Origin of the sequence: Enterobacter sp. MGH85 (genome assembly GCF_001037655.1) — a bacterium.
Taxonomy (GTDB): domain Bacteria; phylum Pseudomonadota; class Gammaproteobacteria; order Enterobacterales; family Enterobacteriaceae; genus Enterobacter; species Enterobacter intestinihominis.
Window position 1 is genome coordinate 3935160 of the sequence record NZ_KQ089925.1, and the last position, 17783, is coordinate 3952942.

At 54.1% G+C, this 17783-nt stretch carries 15 protein-coding genes; 6 read left to right on the forward strand and 9 right to left on the reverse strand.

Going from position 1 to position 17783, the window contains the following annotated elements:
- Nucleotides 1–2 precede the first annotated feature (2 nt).
- Nucleotides 3–2165 (forward strand): YccS family putative transporter, encoded by a 2163-nt coding sequence (yccS, locus tag SK51_RS18775; protein WP_023305820.1) that lies wholly within the window; start codon nt 3–5, stop codon nt 2163–2165.
- Here the strand turns inward: yccS and SK51_RS18780 are convergent.
- On the reverse strand, nt 2122–2748 hold the full coding sequence (locus SK51_RS18780; RefSeq protein WP_023299743.1) for a TfoX/Sxy family DNA transformation protein: 627 nt from the start codon (nt 2746–2748) through the stop codon (nt 2122–2124). The genes yccS and SK51_RS18780 overlap by 44 nt on opposite strands.
- A gap of 217 nt (nt 2749–2965) precedes the next feature.
- Between SK51_RS18780 and sulA the strand changes: the two genes are divergently transcribed.
- Both sulA and ompA read left to right on the forward strand, forming a co-directional pair.
- A complete protein-coding gene (gene sulA / locus SK51_RS18785) occupies nt 2966–3475 on the forward strand; it encodes an SOS-induced cell division inhibitor SulA (protein WP_032610196.1) in 510 nt (169 codons plus the stop codon).
- 356 nt (nt 3476–3831) lie between these two features.
- Entirely contained in the window at nt 3832–4884 is a 1053-nt protein-coding gene (gene ompA / locus SK51_RS18790) for a porin OmpA (RefSeq protein WP_017694761.1), read from the forward strand.
- Nucleotides 4885–4949: 65 nt separating this feature from the next.
- Here the strand turns inward: ompA and matP are convergent, their stop codons facing one another.
- Entirely contained in the window at nt 4950–5402 is a 453-nt protein-coding gene (gene matP, locus SK51_RS18795; protein ID WP_006809347.1) for a macrodomain Ter protein MatP, read from the reverse strand.
- A 186-nt stretch (nt 5403–5588) separates the two neighbouring features.
- Here matP and SK51_RS18800 point away from each other — a divergent pair, with 186 nt between their 5' ends.
- Nucleotides 5589–7349, forward strand: a complete 1761-nt coding sequence (locus SK51_RS18800) for an AAA family ATPase (protein ID WP_023305819.1) — start codon at nt 5589–5591, stop codon at nt 7347–7349.
- Between the two features lie 68 nt (nt 7350–7417).
- Entirely contained in the window at nt 7418–7936 is a 519-nt protein-coding gene (fabA, locus tag SK51_RS18805; protein WP_000227926.1) for a bifunctional 3-hydroxydecanoyl-ACP dehydratase/trans-2-decenoyl-ACP isomerase, read from the forward strand.
- 71 nt (nt 7937–8007) lie between these two features.
- Here the strand turns inward: fabA and rmf are convergent, their stop codons facing one another.
- The 6 genes from rmf to rlmKL all read right to left on the reverse strand — a co-directional run bounded on the left by rmf (nt 8008) and on the right by rlmKL (nt 15933).
- Entirely contained in the window at nt 8008–8175 is a 168-nt protein-coding gene (rmf, locus tag SK51_RS18810) for a ribosome modulation factor (protein ID WP_003858162.1), read from the reverse strand.
- 254 nt (nt 8176–8429) lie between these two features.
- Entirely contained in the window at nt 8430–8996 is a 567-nt protein-coding gene (pqiC, locus tag SK51_RS18815; RefSeq protein ID WP_022647654.1) for a membrane integrity-associated transporter subunit PqiC, read from the reverse strand.
- On the reverse strand, nt 8993–10633 hold the full coding sequence (gene pqiB, locus SK51_RS18820) for an intermembrane transport protein PqiB (protein ID WP_022647653.1): 1641 nt from the start codon (nt 10631–10633) through the stop codon (nt 8993–8995). Before pqiB ends, pqiC begins: the two co-directional genes overlap by 4 nt.
- A 4-nt stretch (nt 10634–10637) precedes the next feature.
- On the reverse strand, nt 10638–11891 hold the full coding sequence (gene pqiA, locus SK51_RS18825) for a membrane integrity-associated transporter subunit PqiA (RefSeq protein ID WP_022647652.1): 1254 nt from the start codon (nt 11889–11891) through the stop codon (nt 10638–10640).
- Nucleotides 11892–11904: 13 nt separating this feature from the next.
- On the reverse strand, nt 11905–13812 hold the full coding sequence (locus SK51_RS18830; protein ID WP_022647651.1) for an ABC transporter ATP-binding protein: 1908 nt from the start codon (nt 13810–13812) through the stop codon (nt 11905–11907).
- Nucleotides 13813–13824: 12 nt separating this feature from the next.
- Complete coding sequence (gene rlmKL, locus SK51_RS18835; RefSeq protein ID WP_032671569.1) at nt 13825–15933, reverse strand: bifunctional 23S rRNA (guanine(2069)-N(7))-methyltransferase RlmK/23S rRNA (guanine(2445)-N(2))-methyltransferase RlmL; 2109 nt, start codon at nt 15931–15933, stop codon at nt 13825–13827.
- A 98-nt stretch (nt 15934–16031) separates the two neighbouring features.
- Here rlmKL and SK51_RS18840 point away from each other — a divergent pair, with 98 nt between their 5' ends.
- Complete coding sequence (locus SK51_RS18840) at nt 16032–17141, forward strand: YcbX family protein (RefSeq protein ID WP_022647649.1); 1110 nt, start codon at nt 16032–16034, stop codon at nt 17139–17141.
- On the opposite strand, the gene zapC is transcribed toward SK51_RS18840, so the two are convergent.
- Nucleotides 17138–17680, reverse strand: coding sequence for a cell division protein ZapC (gene zapC / locus SK51_RS18845; RefSeq protein ID WP_023305817.1), 543 nt, complete (start codon nt 17678–17680; stop codon nt 17138–17140). The two genes, SK51_RS18840 and zapC, sit on opposite strands and share 4 nt — an antisense overlap.
- Nucleotides 17681–17783 lie beyond the last annotated feature (103 nt).

Below are 17783 nucleotides of genomic sequence, written 5' to 3' on the forward strand. Positions count from 1 at the left end.
TCATGCTAAGCCCCCTGCTTCGTCGCTATACATGGAACAGTAACTGGCTGTATAACGTCAGGATATTTATCGCCCTCTGCGGCACCGTCGCTCTGCCGTGGTGGCTGAATGATGTGAAGCTCACCATCCCCCTCACGCTTGGGGTGGTGGCCGGCGCGCTGGCGGATCTCGACGACCGCCTGGCCGGTCGTTTGCGTAATCTGGTCATCACGCTGGTCTGCTTCTTTATTGCTTCCGCCTCCGTTGAGCTGCTTTTCCCGTGGCCCTGGCTGTTTGCCTTAGGGCTGACGGTGTCCACCAGCGGCTTCATTTTGCTCGGCGGCCTCGGGCAACGCTACGCCACTATCGCGTTTGGCGCCCTGCTGATTGCCATTTACACCATGCTGGGCGTCTCTCTTTACGATCAGTGGTATCAGCAACCGGTCCTGCTGCTATTGGGCGCTATCTGGTATAACCTGCTGACCTTAACCGGGCATCTTATTTTTCCGGTTCGTGCCTTACAGGACAACATTGCCCGCAGTTACGAACAGCTGGCCCACTATCTGGAGCTGAAATCCCGGCTGTTTGATCCGGATATCGAAGAGGACAGCCAGGCGCCCCTGTACGATCTGGCGCTGGCAAATGGCCAACTGGTCGCCACGCTGAATCAGACCAAAGCGTCTCTGCTCACCCGTCTGCGCGGCGATCGCGGTCAGCGCGGTACCCGGCGCACCCTGCACTACTACTTTGTTGCCCAGGATATTCACGAGCGCGCCAGCTCCTCGCATGTACAGTACGCTGATCTGCGCGAGAAATTCCGCTACAGCGACGTGATGTTCCGTTTCCAGCGTCTGCTGTCGATGCAGTCTCAAGCCTGCCAGCAACTTGCGCGCTCAATACTGCTGCGCACGCCCTATCAGCACGATCCTCGCTTTGAACGCGCATTCAGCCACCTGGATGCGGCGCTCGATCGCGTTCAGGCCAGTGGAACTTCGCCGGAACAGTTCAAAGCCCTGGGATTCCTGCTCAACAACCTGAGAGCCATCGATGCTCAGCTCGCCACCATTGAGTCTGAACAGGCGATGGCGATGCCGGGCAATGACGCTGACAACCAGCTTGCCGACGACAGTCTCAACGGTTTCAGCGATATATGGCTGCGCCTGAGCCGGCATTTTACGCCGGATTCCGCACTCTTTCGCCATGCGGTAAGGATGTCGTTGGTACTGTGCGTTGGCTACGCGTTTATCCAGATAACAGGATTGCACCACGGCTACTGGATCCTGCTGACCAGCCTGTTCGTCTGCCAGCCGAACTATAACGCTACCCGCCATCGACTCGCGCTGCGTATTGTCGGGACGTTAGTCGGGGTCGCCATCGGGCTGCCGGTGCTCTATTTTGTGCCCTCAGTAGAAGGGCAACTGATCCTGATTGTGATTACCGGGGTACTGTTCTTCGCCTTCCGCAATGTGCAGTATGCCCACGCCACGATGTTCATCACGCTGCTTGTGCTGCTCTGCTTCAATCTGCTGGGTGAAGGCTTTGAAGTGGCCCTCCCCCGTGTGATCGACACGCTGATCGGCTGCGCCATCGCCTGGGCGGCGGTGAGCTTTATCTGGCCGGACTGGCGTTTCCGAAATTTACCGCGCGTGTCCGACAGAGCAATGAACGCCAACTGCCGCTATCTGGACGCTATTCTTGAGCAGTACCATCAAGGTCGCGATAACCGTCTGGCCTATCGGATTGCCCGTCGCGATGCGCATAACACTGACGCAGAGCTGGCTTCTGTTGTCTCGAATATGTCAACTGAGCCGCGCGCCACGGCAGAAATCCGGGAGACAGCCTTCCGCCTGCTGTGTCTGAACCACACGTTCACCAGCTATATCTCTACCCTTGGCGCCCACCGAGAGAAACTGACGAATCCGGGCATCCTGGCACTGCTGGACGATGCCGTTTGCTACGTTGATGATGCGCTTCATCATCAACCTGCGGATGAGCCACGGGTTCACCAGGCACTGGATGAACTGGTGCAACGTATCGCACACCTTGATCCAGGCACCGACAACAAAGCTCCGCTGGTCCTTCAGCAAATTGGCCTGCTTATCGCTTTGCTGCCGGAAATTTGTCGGCTGCGACAGCAGATCGCTACCTGGCGGAATGATGGCCCTGCGACTCAGGCAGCGCATTAAACCACTCCGTAAGCTCCCGGCGAATATCCGCCGGGAGTGCCGCTTCATGTAACCCTTCAATCGCGCCTTCAAGCGCGAACAATACCCGGATACTCAGCGCTTTATTCTTAGAGCGCATTTTCAGCCAGCTCGTCTTCGCCCCCAACTGTCGTAGCGTCTCTTCATTAGTAATGCCCGCCTCCATAAGCAGGACCTCAATCTGAAAGGTCAGGTTCGGCAGATCTTTAAGCCGGTTACGCTGATGGCGCTGGTAGCGCTCTTTCCTGGCGGCATCGAGCGCAAACGAGGAGAGCTGAAGCAGTTTTTCCCTGTTTTGCCACAGACCTTCATCCACACGGTAGTAATTAAGCAGCACAGGACGTCCTCGTTTCATCAGGGTCAGAAAAGAAGAGGCGTTTTTTACACAGTATTTTGCACTTTGCTCACAGGCGCGAAGGTAAAGCTCACCGTCAGACACCATCGCGAATACCGCTTCATCCACGGCCAGGGTATAACCGCCAAACAGGGCGCGATGATGAATTTCGCCCAGCGGAGAGAGGTATTCTTGAGATTGATAAATCCGATCATAAGATATCTTTTTCATGATAATTCCATTAAAAATCATACAGTAACCACGATATTTCTTACTAACGGATCCGTTAGCAGGAAAATAGGCAACTTATTGCCGTTGGGCAAGATGATTTTTTCAGGTTCACCAGGAATGGATGAAATTTGCGAGTCGCTTTCCGAAAATGAGGTTGATCTTTATGCATACAGGGGTTACTGTATATCCATACAGTAACTACAGGGCTGGAATGAATATGTACACTTCAGGCTATGCAAATCACTTAACACCTTCTACTTCTGCCGCAGGCAATGCTGCGCAGAATTCTATCGGGCGTGAATCGACAGGGCTTATCAGTGAAGTGGTTTACCGTGAAGACCAGCCGCTGTTGACACAACTCTTACTCCTGCCGCTTTTGCAGCAGCTCGGGCAACAGTCTCGCTGGCAGCTCTGGCTGACGCCACAGCAAAAATTAAGTCGCGAATGGGTTCAGTCGGCTGGGCTGCCGTTAGCGAAGGTGATGCAGATTAATCAACTCTCCCCTTGCGATACGGTCGAGTCGATGGTCCGGGCATTACGTACCGGGAACTATAGCGTCGTGATTGGGTGGTTGCCTGAGGATCTGTCGCAAGAGGAACATTTGCGTCTGACTGAAGCGGCTGAAGAAGGTAACGCGATGGGTTTCATCATGCGGCCAGTTCGTGGAGATTCCTATCGCAGAGGACAACATCCCGGGCTAAAAATTCACTCAAATGTGTACCATTGAGTCATTTTAAGAGTTTTCCTGGAATTTTTTTCGACCGCAGTATGCAAAAAAAGTTCAACGCGCCAAAACTGCGGCAAGGCTTGTCTGACGCGGTTCTCGTTAATTTTACTGCACAAAATTCGTTCAAAAATTGTTAAATATTAGGTATACGGAACTTTTTTTTTCATATGCCTGACGGACTTCACACTTGTAAGTTTTCAGCTACGTTGTAGACTTTACATCGCCAGGGGTGCTCGGCCTAAGCCGAAGATATCGGTAGGTTTATATTTGACCACGCCCCCCGGTGAAGGATTTAACCGTGATTCCTCCGATGGAGATATTCATGGCAAATTTTGGATGATAACGAGGCGCAAAAAATGAAAAAGACAGCTATCGCGATTGCAGTGGCACTGGCTGGCTTCGCTACCGTAGCGCAGGCCGCTCCGAAAGATAATACCTGGTATGCAGGTGGAAAACTGGGCTGGTCTCAGTTCCATGACACCGGTTGGTACAACAGCAGCCTGAACAACGATGGCCCTACTCACGAGAGCCAGCTGGGTGCAGGTGCGTTCGGTGGCTATCAGGTTAACCCGTATGTTGGCTTTGAAATGGGTTACGACTGGTTAGGTCGTATGCCTTACAAAGGCGACAACGTAAATGGCGCTTTCAAAGCTCAAGGCGTACAGCTGACCGCTAAACTGGGTTACCCAGTAACTGACGATCTGGACGTGTACACCCGTCTGGGCGGCATGGTATGGCGTGCAGACTCCAGCAACAGCATCGCTGGTGACGACCACGACACTGGTGTTTCCCCAGTATTCGCTGGTGGCGTTGAGTGGGCAATGACCCGTGACATCGCTACCCGTCTGGAATACCAGTGGGTTAACAACATCGGTGACGGTGCTACCGTTGGTGTTCGTCCAGACAACGGCATGCTGAGCGTTGGTGTTTCTTACCGTTTCGGTCAGCAGGAAGATGCGCCAGTCGTAGCTCCAGCTCCGGCTCCAGCGCCAGAAGTACAGACCAAGCACTTCACTCTGAAGTCTGACGTTCTGTTCAACTTCAACAAAGCTACCCTGAAACCAGAAGGTCAGCAGGCACTGGATCAGCTGTACACCCAGCTGAGCAACCTGGATCCTAAAGACGGTTCTGTAGTGGTTCTGGGCTTCACCGACCGTATCGGTTCTGACGCTTACAACCAGGGTCTGTCTGAGAAACGTGCTCAGTCTGTAGTTGATTACCTGGTATCTAAAGGTATCCCAGCTAACAAGATCTCCCCACGTGGTATGGGCGAATCTAACCCAGTTACCGGTTCTACCTGTGACAACGTGAAACCACGCGCTGCACTGATCGACTGCCTGGCACCAGATCGTCGCGTAGAGATCGAAGTTAAAGGTATCAAAGACGTTGTAACTCAGCCTGCGGCATAAGTTATCGTCTTATAAAAAAACCCCGCCATGCGGGGTTTTTTATTATCTGAAGAAAAGTAAAAAGCTTATTTTTTACCTAACAGTGCCTGTAGATCGTTTTTCAACGTCGACATCTGGCTGGCATACTTCTCTTTGTGCTCGGCATCTTCAATCAGCTGCACCACCGTTTCCGACAGGGTTTTCCCGCGCCGTTGCGCAAGCCCGGCCAGACGCTGCCAGACCATGAATTCCAGGTCGATGGATTTCTTACGGGTGTGCTGATGCTCGGCATTGAAATGCCGTTTACGACGAGCACGGATAGTTTGCTTCATCCGGTTTAACAAGGCCGGATTAATGTGTTTCTCGATCCAGCCGTTGACCTGTACCGGTTCGTTTTCGAGGGTCAGCAACATATCCACAGCTTCTTGTGCCGCGCTGGCTTCGATGTAGCAGGTGATCAGCTCCCCTTCACGGTGCTTTTTGACCAGGTACTTCCATTTCCAGCCGCTTTCGAGGTTTTCCAGTTGTTGATATTTCATTGCGATCTCAGTGTTACCGTGTAACTCTGTTCAGAATATCAGTTTTTTGGCAATCTGCTGAAAAGAAATCATATCCTGTGAAACGTCGCAGGCGATCCGCATGACGAAAACCCGAATCCTGATTGGGCAGAGTGCGCCGCTTACGGTATACTCCACGGTTTTACTTCTGACTAAAAAACATCAACTTTGACCATTACGAAACTTGCATGGCGTGACCTGGTTCCGGATACCGAGAGCTATCAGGAGCTGTTTGCACAGCCAGACCTCACAAAAGAACACAAATTCATACTTAGCGAGACACAACCGCGTTTGCATTACGCGCTGGAGCAGATGTCATCCCCATGGGCTACATCTCCTTTCATGCTGCTCAAAGCCCCGGAAGAAGCCGAGTATCTGACGCTTCTCGGTGATGCCATGCGCCAGTTGCAGCCAAAAACGAATGCCGTTTTTGGTGGTCAGTATCATATTGCCGGTCGCGACGTGACATTCGAACCTGCCACGCAGGCAGATGGATTGTTCGCTGCAAAAGGCGAGGTGATCACCGCCAACTGGGTGGAAGCAGAACAGTTGTTCGGCTGCCTTCGTCAGTTCAATGGCGATGTTTCACTGCAACCCGGGCTGGTACACCGCGCGAATGGCGGCGTATTGCTCATCTCCCTTCGCACACTGCTTGCGCAGCCGCTGCTGTGGATGCGCCTGAAAACGGTGGTGACGCAGCAACGTTTTGACTGGGTAGGCTTCGACGAGTCACGTCCTCTGCCTGTTTCCATTCCGTCTATGCCGCTGTCGCTGACCGTCGTGCTGACGGGTGACCGTGAATCCCTGGCTGACTTCCAGGAAATGGAGCCAGAACTCGCGGAGCAGGCGGTTTACAGCGAATTTGAAGACAATATTCAGATTGCAGATGCCGATGACATGGCGCAGTGGTGTCAGTGGGTTATGGCCGTGGCGGAACGTTTCGCGCTGCCCTCACCTGCCGAGGATGCGTGGCCGGGCTTAATCCGAGAGGCCGTACGCTACACCGGCGATCAGGAAACCCTGCCGCTCTGTCCGCTCTGGATCGGCAAACAGCTGCGTGAAGTGGGCGTTATCAGCGGCAACGGTACGTTCAACGGTGAGCAACTGAGCCAGATGCTGGCCCAGCGTGAATGGCGCGAAGGCTATCTTGCTGACCGTATGCAGGATGAAATTCTGCTTGAACAGATTCTGGTGGAGACCGAAGGCGAACGTATCGGGCAAATCAATGCCTTGTCCGTCATCGAGTTCCCCGGGCACCCACGCGCCTTTGGTGAGCCTTCCCGTATCAGCTGTGTCGTACACATTGGTGACGGCGAATTTACCGATATCGAACGCAAGGCCGAACTGGGCGGAAACATTCATGCTAAAGGCATGATGATCATGCAGGCATTCCTGATGTCTGAACTTCAGCTCGAGCAGCAGATCCCCTTCTCTGCCTCGTTGACCTTTGAGCAGTCCTACAGTGAAGTCGACGGCGACAGCGCCTCAATGGCAGAGCTGTGCGCCGTGATCAGCGCGCTTGCAGACGTGCCGATTAACCAGAATATTGCGATTACCGGGTCCGTGGATCAGTTTGGCCGTGCCCAACCGGTGGGCGGACTGAATGAGAAAATCGAAGGCTTCTTCGCAATCTGCCAGCAGCGCGGTTTAAACGGCAAACAGGGCGTGATTATTCCGGCACCTAACGCTCGCCATTTGAGCCTGAGCCAGGCGATTCTGGATGCGGTAGAGCAGGAACAATTCACTGTCTGGGCCATCGAAGGGGTTGAGGATGCACTACCCTTACTGACAAACCTGGTCTGGGACGGCGAAGGCCAGACAACCCTGATGCAGACCATTCAGGAACGTATAGCTCAGGCGACACAGCAGGATGCTCGTCATCGTTATCCGTGGCCGTTACGCTGGTTAAGTTGGTTTAGTGCGAACTGATCGGACTTGTTCAGCGTACACGTGTTAGCTATCCTGCGTCCTTCACTAAAATAAGGCTTACTGAGAACATGGTAGATAAACGCGAATCCTATACTAAAGAAGACCTTCTTGCCTCTGGTCGCGGTGAACTGTTTGGCGCGAAAGGCCCGCAGTTACCAGCCCCAAATATGCTGATGATGGACCGTGTCGTGAAAATGACCGAAACCGGCGGCAACTTTGATAAGGGTTACGTAGAAGCAGAACTCGATATCAACCCGGACCTGTGGTTCTTCGGTTGCCACTTTATTGGCGATCCGGTAATGCCTGGCTGCCTGGGCCTCGATGCCATGTGGCAGCTGGTTGGCTTCTATCTGGGCTGGCTTGGCGGTGAAGGCAAAGGCCGTGCGCTGGGCGTAGGCGAAGTGAAATTCACCGGTCAGGTTCTGCCTACCGCGAAGAAAGTCACCTACCGTATCCATTTCAAACGCATCGTTAACCGCCGTCTGATTATGGGCCTGGCGGACGGTGAAGTGTTGGTTGATGGTCGTCTGATCTATACCGCGAACGACCTGAAAGTGGGTCTGTTCCAGGATACCTCCGCTTTCTAATAACAGCTTTTAGCCCCTTCCAGAAAGGCGAAACCTCCGCATTGCGGAGGTTTCTTTTTAAAGAGACGGTATCAAGCAAGTACTGCCCTGTCTCCGATGGCTTCTCGCCAGCCCCCTAGCCATTGGGACCTTTGATTCAGGGCCTGATAGGGACACATTTCTTTAGAACGTCCGGCGATGCCAGCCTGATAACCACGTTGATGAGCCCTTTCCAGGCGATCTCGTTTCTGTCTCTTCATGCCTCGTTTCCCTCATTCTTTTGTCTGGTGGAAAGAAAACAGTGGTTGCAATATGTGCAAGCACAGTTAACGAATACCCCGAATCTGCGTCAGCGTCAACGTTCAAAATTCATACGGGTGTCATATTTGTGAGCTACATGGAAGATCGTTTGTACAAAAAGTGTGATGCGGGACAAGTAACAACCTGAACGTAAAACGAAAAAAAAGCCGCAATCAGCAAGAAGCTGAGTGCGGCTTTCGTCGATGAATTTTACTTATGGCAGGCGGGAAATCTCTCTTGCTATAGTAGCCGACTCCTGTGCCCATCCCTGCGCAAGTACTTTCACCATTTCGTCATAGCCATCTTTCTGCTGCTTGAGTTCAAGATGGAAAGGACGCTTAATCAGCTGACCCTGGTGATTCAGCAGCCACTCCCCGCTGATAACAACGGCACCATCATAGCGGCCATGGAATCCCGTCACGTTAACATTCAGAGTGTCCTGATCGCTTCCCAGAGGCTGCGAGGCAACGACCCAACCGGGGAGCTGGCTGCTCAGATTCGCCACCAGCGTATTGCGTAGCTGCTGATCCAGCGGGCTGGCCCACAGGTTATTGTTGGCGATTACATACTGCACATCGCTGGTCTGGTAGACCACCCCGTTGCCCGCCAGGTAATCTGGCACGGCAACCTGCTCAACCCACAGCAGACGGCTGCCCTGCGAGGCGCTGCTCTGCGCCCCCGACTGCGCGCTTAACGGCAGCTGGTAGTAGCTTTTGTTATCGCTTCCAGAGCTACAGGCCGTTAATACCAGTGCGCCTGCGATGATTAGCCATTTTTTCATTGTTTCGCCCTCTTAGGCTCAGGATCCTTTTTATCTTTCGCTTCAAACACCAGCGCGTTGCTCTTTTCATTGAGCGTTTTCAGAACGGGCTGTAGCTCGCGTAAAACCTGATCAAGACGTTGCATATCCGCCACCATCTTGTTGTAGGCCGCTGAGCCCGGCTGGAAGCCCTGCATGCTGCGATTCAGTTCACGCAACGTTTTCTGCATATCCTGCGGCAGCTGCTGCATGGACTGGTTGGCCGTGATCTTGTTGATATTATCCAGGGTGGTTTGCAGACGTTGCATCGTCGCCTGGCTCTGATGCAGTGATCCCGTCGCAGCCTCAAGCATTGGATTCAGCGGCAGATTGTTGATCTTATCCAGCGTTTCCATCAGACGCTGTTGGATCTGCGCCAGGCCACTGCTGACCGTAGGAATGATTTTGTAGCCGCCAAATTCACGGACTCCCGTCATAGGTGGCGCTTTTGGATAGAAGTCCATATCGACATACAACGCCCCTGTCACCAGGTTGCCGGTTTTCAGCGAGCCACGCAGACCGCGATTCATCAGGTCGCTGATATGCTCCCCAATATCCTGATCCTCACCAATCTGGTTAATTAAACGCTCAGGCTCAATGCGTATCAGCACCGGAATACGATAATCATCATCAAGCATTTGCTTGAGTCCCGGAACAAAGTAAGGCACTTGCCCTACTGTACCCAGACGGATACCGCGGAACTCAACTGGCGCTCCTGGCTGCAAGCCGCGTACAGAGTCCTTAAAGAACATCAGATAATCGATGTGATCGGTATAGAGCGCATCCTGAATGCTTTTTTGATCGTCAAACAATCTGAAGGCGGTTTTTTCCGCCACCGGTTGTCCCAGATCTATACCTTCCGGCACGTCAAAACTGACGCCCCCACCAAACAGCGTGGTGAGTGAACCCATCTCAACGCGCATCCCCGCAGAGGTGAGATCCACAGCGATCCCACTGTCTTTCCAGAAACGAACGTTACTGGTCACCAGTCGGTCATTAGGCGCATTGATAAATAGCTGATAGCTGATGGTCCGTTTTTGCGGATCGAAGGTGCTCGTTTCAACCGAACCGACACGATACCCACGGAACAGCACCGGATCGCCCGGCGAGAGCTGGCCCGCTTTTTTGCTGTCCAGAATGACGCGGATCCCTTTTGCATCCGGTGGCGCAAGCGGCGGTGAATCCAGCAACTGATAGTTTGCTGGCTGGGCGCCTTTATTGCCGGGCTGGAGTTCAATGTAAGCCCCTGACAATAGCGTCCCTAAGCCGCTGATCCCTTCTCTTCCGACCTGCGGTTTCACCACCCAAAAAACGGAATCTTCATGGAGCAGTTTTTCCATGCCAGCATTCAGGCGGGCCTTAATTTCAACATGGGTTAAATCATCCGTCAGGGTCGCGCTTTCCACGACACCCACATCCACGCTGCGGCTCTTGATGGTGGTTTTTCCGCCCTCAATTCCCTCTGCATTGGTGGTAATTAGCGTGACTTCCGGTCCCTGATGGCTGTAATGATAAAACAGGATCCATGCACCGATCAGCGCGGTCACGATGGGGAAAATCCACACCGGCGACCAGTTTCTGACCTTCTGCACTTTAGCCTCTCCACTCTTATTTTCCATGCTCTTACTCTTCCTCATGGCTTGAATCGGGCTCACGATCCCACGATAAACGAGGGTCGAAGGTCATGGCCGCAAACATGGTCATAATGACGACCAAAGCAAACATCAGCGCTCCCATAGCGGGATAAATACTCATCAGCCCACCCATACGCACCAGCGCTGAGAGAACCGCAATCACGAACACGTCAATCATCGACCAGCGGCCAACAAATTCCACGACCTCATAAATCAGATGCATGCGCTCACTGTCACGCTTACCGTGCCCTTTTGCATCCCAGCAAAGCCAGGCAATGGCAATCATCTTTAAGGTCGGAACCATAATGCTGGCGAGAAATATGACGCCTGCAACAGGGTATGACCCTTCGCTCCACAGCAAAATCACCCCGGCAAGGATGGTCGAGGGCATTCTGTCGCCGAGCAGATCGGTGATCATGATCGGCAAAATATTGGCGGGCAGATAAAGCATGACAGAGGTCACCAGCAGCGCCATGGTCCATTGCAGGCTATTTTTGCGTCGGACGTGACCTTTTGTTTCACAGCGGGGACACACCTCGACATCCGCGGGCAGCACGGCGGTGCAGCAGGAGCAGGAGCGCAGCCCCTGACGGATACCCGGTACGCCCACCTTTACCGTCTGCGAGAGCGTCGGTGCCGGGGCAATATCGTCCCAGGTCCAGCGTCGGTCCACGCACTGGAAAGCGCGCAGTTGCAGCACGCAATACAGACACCACGGAATAAAGCTACTGCCAATCCCCACATCGCCGTAGGCCATCAGCTTCACGAAGCTGACCAGGATACCCGCCAGAAAAATTTCCGCCATCCCCCAGCTTTTCAGCTGGAACAGGATCCGCGCGAGTTTGATTTTAAGGGCGGTGGGCATCCTGACGCGATTGACCAGTAGCAGAATGACGACCAGGCAAAAAGCCGGGACTATCTGCACGAACAGAAGAAAGAAGGTGCCAAGGCTGGCGTAATCTTCCGAGAACATCACGCCTGGAATTTCCAGTAACTCCACCTGGCTTACCATCCCACCCACTTTCATAGAGATGAAAGGGAAGAGATTGGAGAGCAGTAACATGAACAGGGCTGCCAGCGCGTAAGCCGTAGGACGCTGCCTTGGCGCGTCCCACTCGGTCGTCAGCGTAGCTCCGCAGCGCGGGCAGGCAGCCTTATGTCCGTGACCAAGCTCTGGCAACGCCACGAGCATATCGCATTGCGAGCATAAAATATGCCGATCGGCATGGTGCTGGTCACACATAGATTATCCCTGTTTATGCGCCGTTTTTCAGAGACTCAAGGTACTCCCAGCGCTCAAATGCCTCTTCCAGCGCCTGCTCGGCCTGGGAGAGTTCAGCCAATACTTTCTGAGTATAGTCGTGAGGCTGCGTAAAGAATGACGCATCAGCGACCTGAATTTGCAGTGCTTCCAGTGCCGCTTCCAGCTCTTCCAGACGCTGCGGCAGCCCTTCCAGCTCGCGCTGCAAGTTATAGCTCATTTTAGCAGGAGACTTTTTGACAGTTTCTGCTTTCACAACAACAGGTTCAGCGACATTTTTGGTCTTCGCCTGTTTTTGCGCCAGCGACTGCGATTGCTGTCCACGCGCGTCATGATAGCCGCCCACATATTGACCGATGCGTCCTTCGCCTTCGAAGATCCAGCACTCGGTCACGGTGTTATCGACAAATTGACGATCGTGGCTGACCAGCATCACGGTTCCCTGATAGCCATCAATCAACTCTTCCAGCAGTTCCAGCGTTTCGACATCCAGATCGTTCGTCGGTTCATCGAGAATCAGTAAGTTACTGGGTTTCAGGAACAGGCGCGCCAGTAAAAGACGGTTACGCTCACCGCCGGACAGCGCGCGCACAGGCGTCAGGGCGCGTTTTGGGTGGAACAGGAAGTCCTGAAGGTAGCCCAGCACGTGACGCGGCTTGCCGTTAACCATCACCTCCTGTTTACCCTCTGCGAGGTTGTCCATCACCGTACGGTCCGGATCCAGCTCTGCGCGATGCTGGTCAAAGTACGCTACTTCCAGCTTGGTACCACAGTGAATACGACCGCTGTCTGCCTGCAACTGGCCCAGCATCAGTTTCAACAGCGTGGTTTTGCCGCAGCCGTTTGGACCAATAAGCGCAATTTTGTCGCCACGCTGAACCTGTGCGGAGAAATCGTTCACCAGCACTTTGCCGTCAACCGAATAATTCACGTTCTCCATTTCGAAGACAATCTTGCCCGAGCGGGACGCCTCTTCCACCTGCATTTTGGCGCTACCCATGACTTCACGGCGTTCGCTACGTTCGCGGCGCATCGCCTTCAGGGCGCGAACGCGGCCTTCATTACGGGTACGACGCGCCTTGATGCCCTGACGGATCCATACCTCTTCCTGCGCCAGCTTGCGGTCGAACTCGGCGTTTTGCAGCTCTTCCACGCGCAGGTTCTCTTCTTTCTCCAGCAGATAGGTATCGTAATCGCCCGGATAGGTCACCAGCTTGCCGCGGTCGAGGTCGACAATGCGCGTGGCCATGTTGCGGATGAACGAACGGTCGTGGGAGATGAAGATAATGGTGCCATTGAAAGTTTTCAGGAACCCTTCCAGCCAGTCAATTGCTTCGATATCCAGGTGGTTCGTTGGTTCGTCCAGCAGCAGTACCCTGGGCCCGCTCACCAGGGCACGGCCCAGCGCGGCTTTACGCAGCCAGCCGCCGGAGAGCGCCGACAGCTCCATATCCGCTTCCAGGCCAAGCTGAGCCAGCACTTCGTTAATGCGGTTTTCCAGCTGCCACAGGCCGTGGTGATCGAGCATCTCCTGCACTTTTGCCAGCTCGTTGAGATTTTTGTCGCTCGGGTCGGTCATGACCAGATGCGAAATCTCGTGGTAGCGCTTGAGGTATTCCGCCTGCTCTGAAATTCCTTCAGCCACAAAATCGTACACGCTGCCGGTAACGTTACGCGGCGGATCCTGTTGCAGACGAGAGACGACCAGATCCTGCTCGTAAACAATACGGCCGTCGTCCAGCCCCTGCTCTCGGTTGAGGATTTTCATCAGCGTCGATTTACCTGCGCCGTTACGGCCGACCAGACAGACGCGCTCGTTATCTTCGATATGCAGCTCTGCATTATCGAGAAGCGGTGAGTCGCTGAAAGAGAGCCACGCGCCGTGCATACTAATTAAAGACATTTATTTTTCCTTTCAGACCGCGGAGATCAGCCAGCAGTTGTGGATTTGACGGTTACGGGCAAAGTCCTGAGACAGCGTTTTTTGGCTGATTTCTTGTGCTTTAAGTCCCAGTTCGGCCAGGCCGTCGTGATCCATGCGGAATCCGCGCTTGTTATTCGAGAACATAATGGTGCCGCCTTTACGCAGCAGACGCTTCAGGTCGGTCATCAGGCGCAGGTGATCGCGTTGAACGTCAAAGCTATCCTCCATACGCTTGGAGTTAGAGAAGGTCGGCGGATCGATAAAGATAAGGTCAAACTGCTCATCGGTATCGCGCAGCCAGCCCAGCACGTCGGCCTGTAACAGGCGATGCTGACGACCGGTTAAGCCGTTAAGACGCAGGTTGCGCTCTGCCCACTCCAGATAAGTACGGGACATATCGACCGTGGTGGTGCTACGCGCCCCGCCAAGCCCTGCATGAACGCTGGCGCTGCCGGTATAGGAGAACAGGTTCAGGAAGTCTTTGCCCTTACTCATCTGTCCCAGCATGCGGCGGGCGATGCGGTGATCGAGGAACAGACCGGTATCAAGGTAATCGGTCAGGTTAACCCACAGGCGCGCGTTATATTCGCCCACTTCGATGAAGTCGCCCTTCTCGCCCATCTTCTGATACTGGTTTTTGCCTTTCTGACGCTCACGGGTTTTCAGCACCAGCTTGTTTGGCGAAATGCCGAGTACGGCGATGGTGGCCGCAATCACATCCAGCATACGCTGACGCGCTTTTTGCGCATCAATGGTTTTCGGCGGGGCGTATTCCTGAACCACCACCCAGTCTGCATAGCGGTCAACCGCCACGTTGTATTCCGGCAGGTCAGCGTCGTAAAGGCGATAACATTCGATGCCTTCCTGCTTCGCCCACTTCTCAAATTTCTTCAGGTTTTTGCGCAGACGGTTGGCATAATCTTCCGCCACGCCAGACGGTTTGCTGTCCGCTGCTATCTCTGCCAGATGGTAGTTTTTCTGCACGCAGTCCAGCGGGCCGTTTTTCGCCTTGAACTGGCGATCGGCACGTAATTGCAGGCAGCTCAGCAGCTCCGGCGAGGCGCTAAACAGGGAGAGGTTCCAGCCGCCGAAATGCGCTTTCATGTTGCGGCCCAGCAGGCTGTGTAGCGCAATCAGCGCTGGCTCGCTGCCAAGACGCTCACCATACGGCGGGTTGCTGATCACCGTACCGTACGGGCCTTTTGGCAGCGGATTGGTCAGGTTCGCCACATCTTTGACGTCGAAGGTCACCAGCTCACCGATACCGGCACGACGGGCGTTGCTGCGCGCGCGTTCAATCACCCGTGGGTCGTTGTCCGAACCGTAAAAGTGAGAGGTGTACTCCGCCAGCCCTTTACGGGCACGGGTCTGCGCGTCGTCTTTGACCTCTTTCCAGAGGGCTTCATCGTGCTGCGCCCAGCCTTTGAAGCCCCACTGTCCACGATGCAGCCCTGGCGCGCGGTCGGTGGCCAGCATCGCGGCTTCAATCAGCAGCGTACCGGAACCGCACATCGGATCGAGCAGCGGCGTACCTGGCTGCCATCCGGAGCGCATCACGATAGCGGCAGCCAGCGTTTCTTTGATCGGCGCCATCCCGGTGCGATCGCGATAGCCGCGCAGATGCAGGCCTGCGCCGCTCAGATCCAGGGAAATGCTGGCAGTGTCGCCGTTCAGCCAGACGTTGATACGCAGATCCGGGTTTTCACGATCAACGTTCGGACGTTCTTTATTACGACGCGTGAAGCAGTCCACAATGGCGTCTTTGACGCGCAGGGCACCGTACTGGCTGTTGCGGATCTCATCGTTGACGCCGTTGAAATGCACCGCAAAGGTGGCGTCCGGGGTGAAGATCTCTGTCCAGTCGATCATCTGTACACCGGTGTAGAGATCAAGATCGCTGTAGACCTTGCACTCTTTCATCGGCAGCATGATGCGCGACGCCAGACGGCTCCACATCAGGCTCTGGTAAATAAGCCGCGTGTCGCCCTCAAAATGGACACCACCCTGAACCACCTGGCACTCTTTCGCGCCCAGGGTTTCCAGTTCAGTTTTTAACAGCTCTTCCAGCCCACGGGCCGTACTGGCAAACAGAGAATTCATATCGTCACTTTTACTCATAGAAAATTGTCGCGCATTATAGCTAATATGGCGTGTATGTCATAAAGTTGAAGGCTTATTTTATTTAGCGGGAGTGTGCAGTGGCGACGTTATCCAGGCTTTTTATTCATCCGGTGAAATCCATGCGTGGTATCGGCGTGACGCACGCGCTGGCCGATATGAGCGGATTCGCCTTCGATCGTATTTTTATGATCACCGAGCCTGACGGTACGTTCATCACCGCACGTCAGTTCCCGCAGATGGTTCGCTTTACCCCTTCCCCGCTTCATGACGGATTGCATTTGACCGCGCCAGACGGTTCAAGCGTCGTGATCCGCTTTGCTGATTTTGCGCCGGTTGAAGCGCCAACGGAAGTGTGGGGCAATCATTTTACCGCGCGTATCGCGCCGGATAACATTAACCAGTGGCTGAGCGGCTTTTTCTCACGTGACGTTCAGCTGCGCTGGGTTGGGCCTGCGCTGACTCGTCGCGTGAAACGCCACGACGCGGTTCCCCTCTCCTTTGCGGATGGTTTTCCCTTCCTGCTGACCAGCGAGGCCTCGCTGCGTGATTTACAAACCCGTTGCAAAGCCAGCGTGCAGATGGAGCAGTTTCGCCCGAATCTGGTGGTGACCGGAGCGGATGCCTGGGATGAAGATACCTGGAAAGTGATCCGCATCGGCAGCGTTATCTTTGATGTCGTGAAGCCGTGCAGCCGCTGTATTTTTACCACCGTCAGCCCGGAGAAAGGCCAGAAACACCCTTCTGGCGAACCGCTGAAAACCTTGCAGTCATTTCGTACCGCGCAGGATAACGGTGATGTCGACTTCGGCCAGAACCTGATCCCCCGCTCCAGCGGCGTAATCCGCGTGGGCGACGAGGTCGAAATTCTTACCCGCGGGCCTGCAAGAGTGTACGGCGCAGGCCAGGAAGAAGAAATGGTTGACGTTGTCACCAACGTCGCTTCCGCGGTGGATATTCACTGGGAAGGCAAAGTTATTCGTGGTAACAATCAGCAGGTGCTACTGGAACAGCTGGAGCAGGCGGGTATCCGCGTACCTTATTCCTGTCGCGCGGGGATTTGCGGATGCTGTCGCATTAAACTGGTCGATGGTGAAGTGAGTGCCCTGAAGAAATCTGCGATTGGCAGTGACGGCACGATCCTGTGCTGTAGCTGTGTACCGAAAACATCCGTACAGCTGGAAGCTTAAACCGCCTGTTCGAGGCTGAAGGAATCGACGCGCAGCTGAGGCTTCAGCCTGTCATTCATCACTTTGATGGCATCACCTAACTGCATGACTCGCCCGGCAATGGTCAAGCCGGGTTGGGCCAGCAAACAGAGCGCAGCGTTTTCACCGGGTTCAACCACCAGCAGATTCACCTCTTCTTCGGTATCGCTCAGATTGACGCTGGCCGCATCGCCGATAGCCGGGGTCCAGCTCATACCGTGCGCGAGGAAATGCCAGCTTTTCGGCATTTGTGGTTTCAGGAAACGGATCGCCACCAGCGCATTTAGTACCAGTTCAGCGCGCTGTTCTTTGGAGAGATTGAAGTCGCGGCATTTTTCTTCAAAAGAGAAATAGAGTGCAGCGTCGTCAACGCAAAAGCCTGAGGGAGCAAACGCGTCTGGCGTTAACATTCGGCGCGCAAAACGAGAGCGAAACAACATGCCATTGGCTAAGTCGAGCATCATACGGTCATGCTCGTCACAAAAATACCAGCGCCAGTTATCGTCAGGTTTAATTCGCATGTTTCTCTCCCGTCCCCAAAACGTCCTGTACTAAAAATGTCCTGTTTGCCGCTTCGCTTATAACACTAGTAATAAAAGACTATAATGTCTAAATAAGCAACAA

Excerpts from the sequence above, each read along its gene's own strand:
- yccS (WP_023305820.1), top strand. The coding sequence starts at position 3 with ATGCTAAGCCCCCTGCTTCGTCGCTATACATGGAACAGTAACTGGCTG.
- SK51_RS18780 (WP_023299743.1), bottom strand. The coding sequence starts at position 2,748 with ATGAAAAAGATATCTTATGATCGGATTTATCAATCTCAAGAATACCTC.
- sulA (WP_032610196.1), top strand. The coding sequence starts at position 2,966 with ATGTACACTTCAGGCTATGCAAATCACTTAACACCTTCTACTTCTGCC.
- ompA (WP_017694761.1), top strand. The coding sequence starts at position 3,832 with ATGAAAAAGACAGCTATCGCGATTGCAGTGGCACTGGCTGGCTTCGCT.
- matP (WP_006809347.1), bottom strand. The coding sequence starts at position 5,402 with ATGAAATATCAACAACTGGAAAACCTCGAAAGCGGCTGGAAATGGAAG.
- fabA (WP_000227926.1), top strand. The coding sequence starts at position 7,418 with ATGGTAGATAAACGCGAATCCTATACTAAAGAAGACCTTCTTGCCTCT.
- rmf (WP_003858162.1), bottom strand. The coding sequence starts at position 8,175 with ATGAAGAGACAGAAACGAGATCGCCTGGAAAGGGCTCATCAACGTGGT.
- pqiC (WP_022647654.1), bottom strand. The coding sequence starts at position 8,996 with ATGAAAAAATGGCTAATCATCGCAGGCGCACTGGTATTAACGGCCTGT.
- pqiB (WP_022647653.1), bottom strand. The coding sequence starts at position 10,633 with ATGGAAAATAAGAGTGGAGAGGCTAAAGTGCAGAAGGTCAGAAACTGG.
- pqiA (WP_022647652.1), bottom strand. The coding sequence starts at position 11,891 with ATGTGTGACCAGCACCATGCCGATCGGCATATTTTATGCTCGCAATGC.
- SK51_RS18830 (WP_022647651.1), bottom strand. The coding sequence starts at position 13,812 with ATGTCTTTAATTAGTATGCACGGCGCGTGGCTCTCTTTCAGCGACTCA.
- rlmKL (WP_032671569.1), bottom strand. The coding sequence starts at position 15,933 with ATGAATTCTCTGTTTGCCAGTACGGCCCGTGGGCTGGAAGAGCTGTTA.
- zapC (WP_023305817.1), bottom strand. The coding sequence starts at position 17,680 with ATGCGAATTAAACCTGACGATAACTGGCGCTGGTATTTTTGTGACGAG.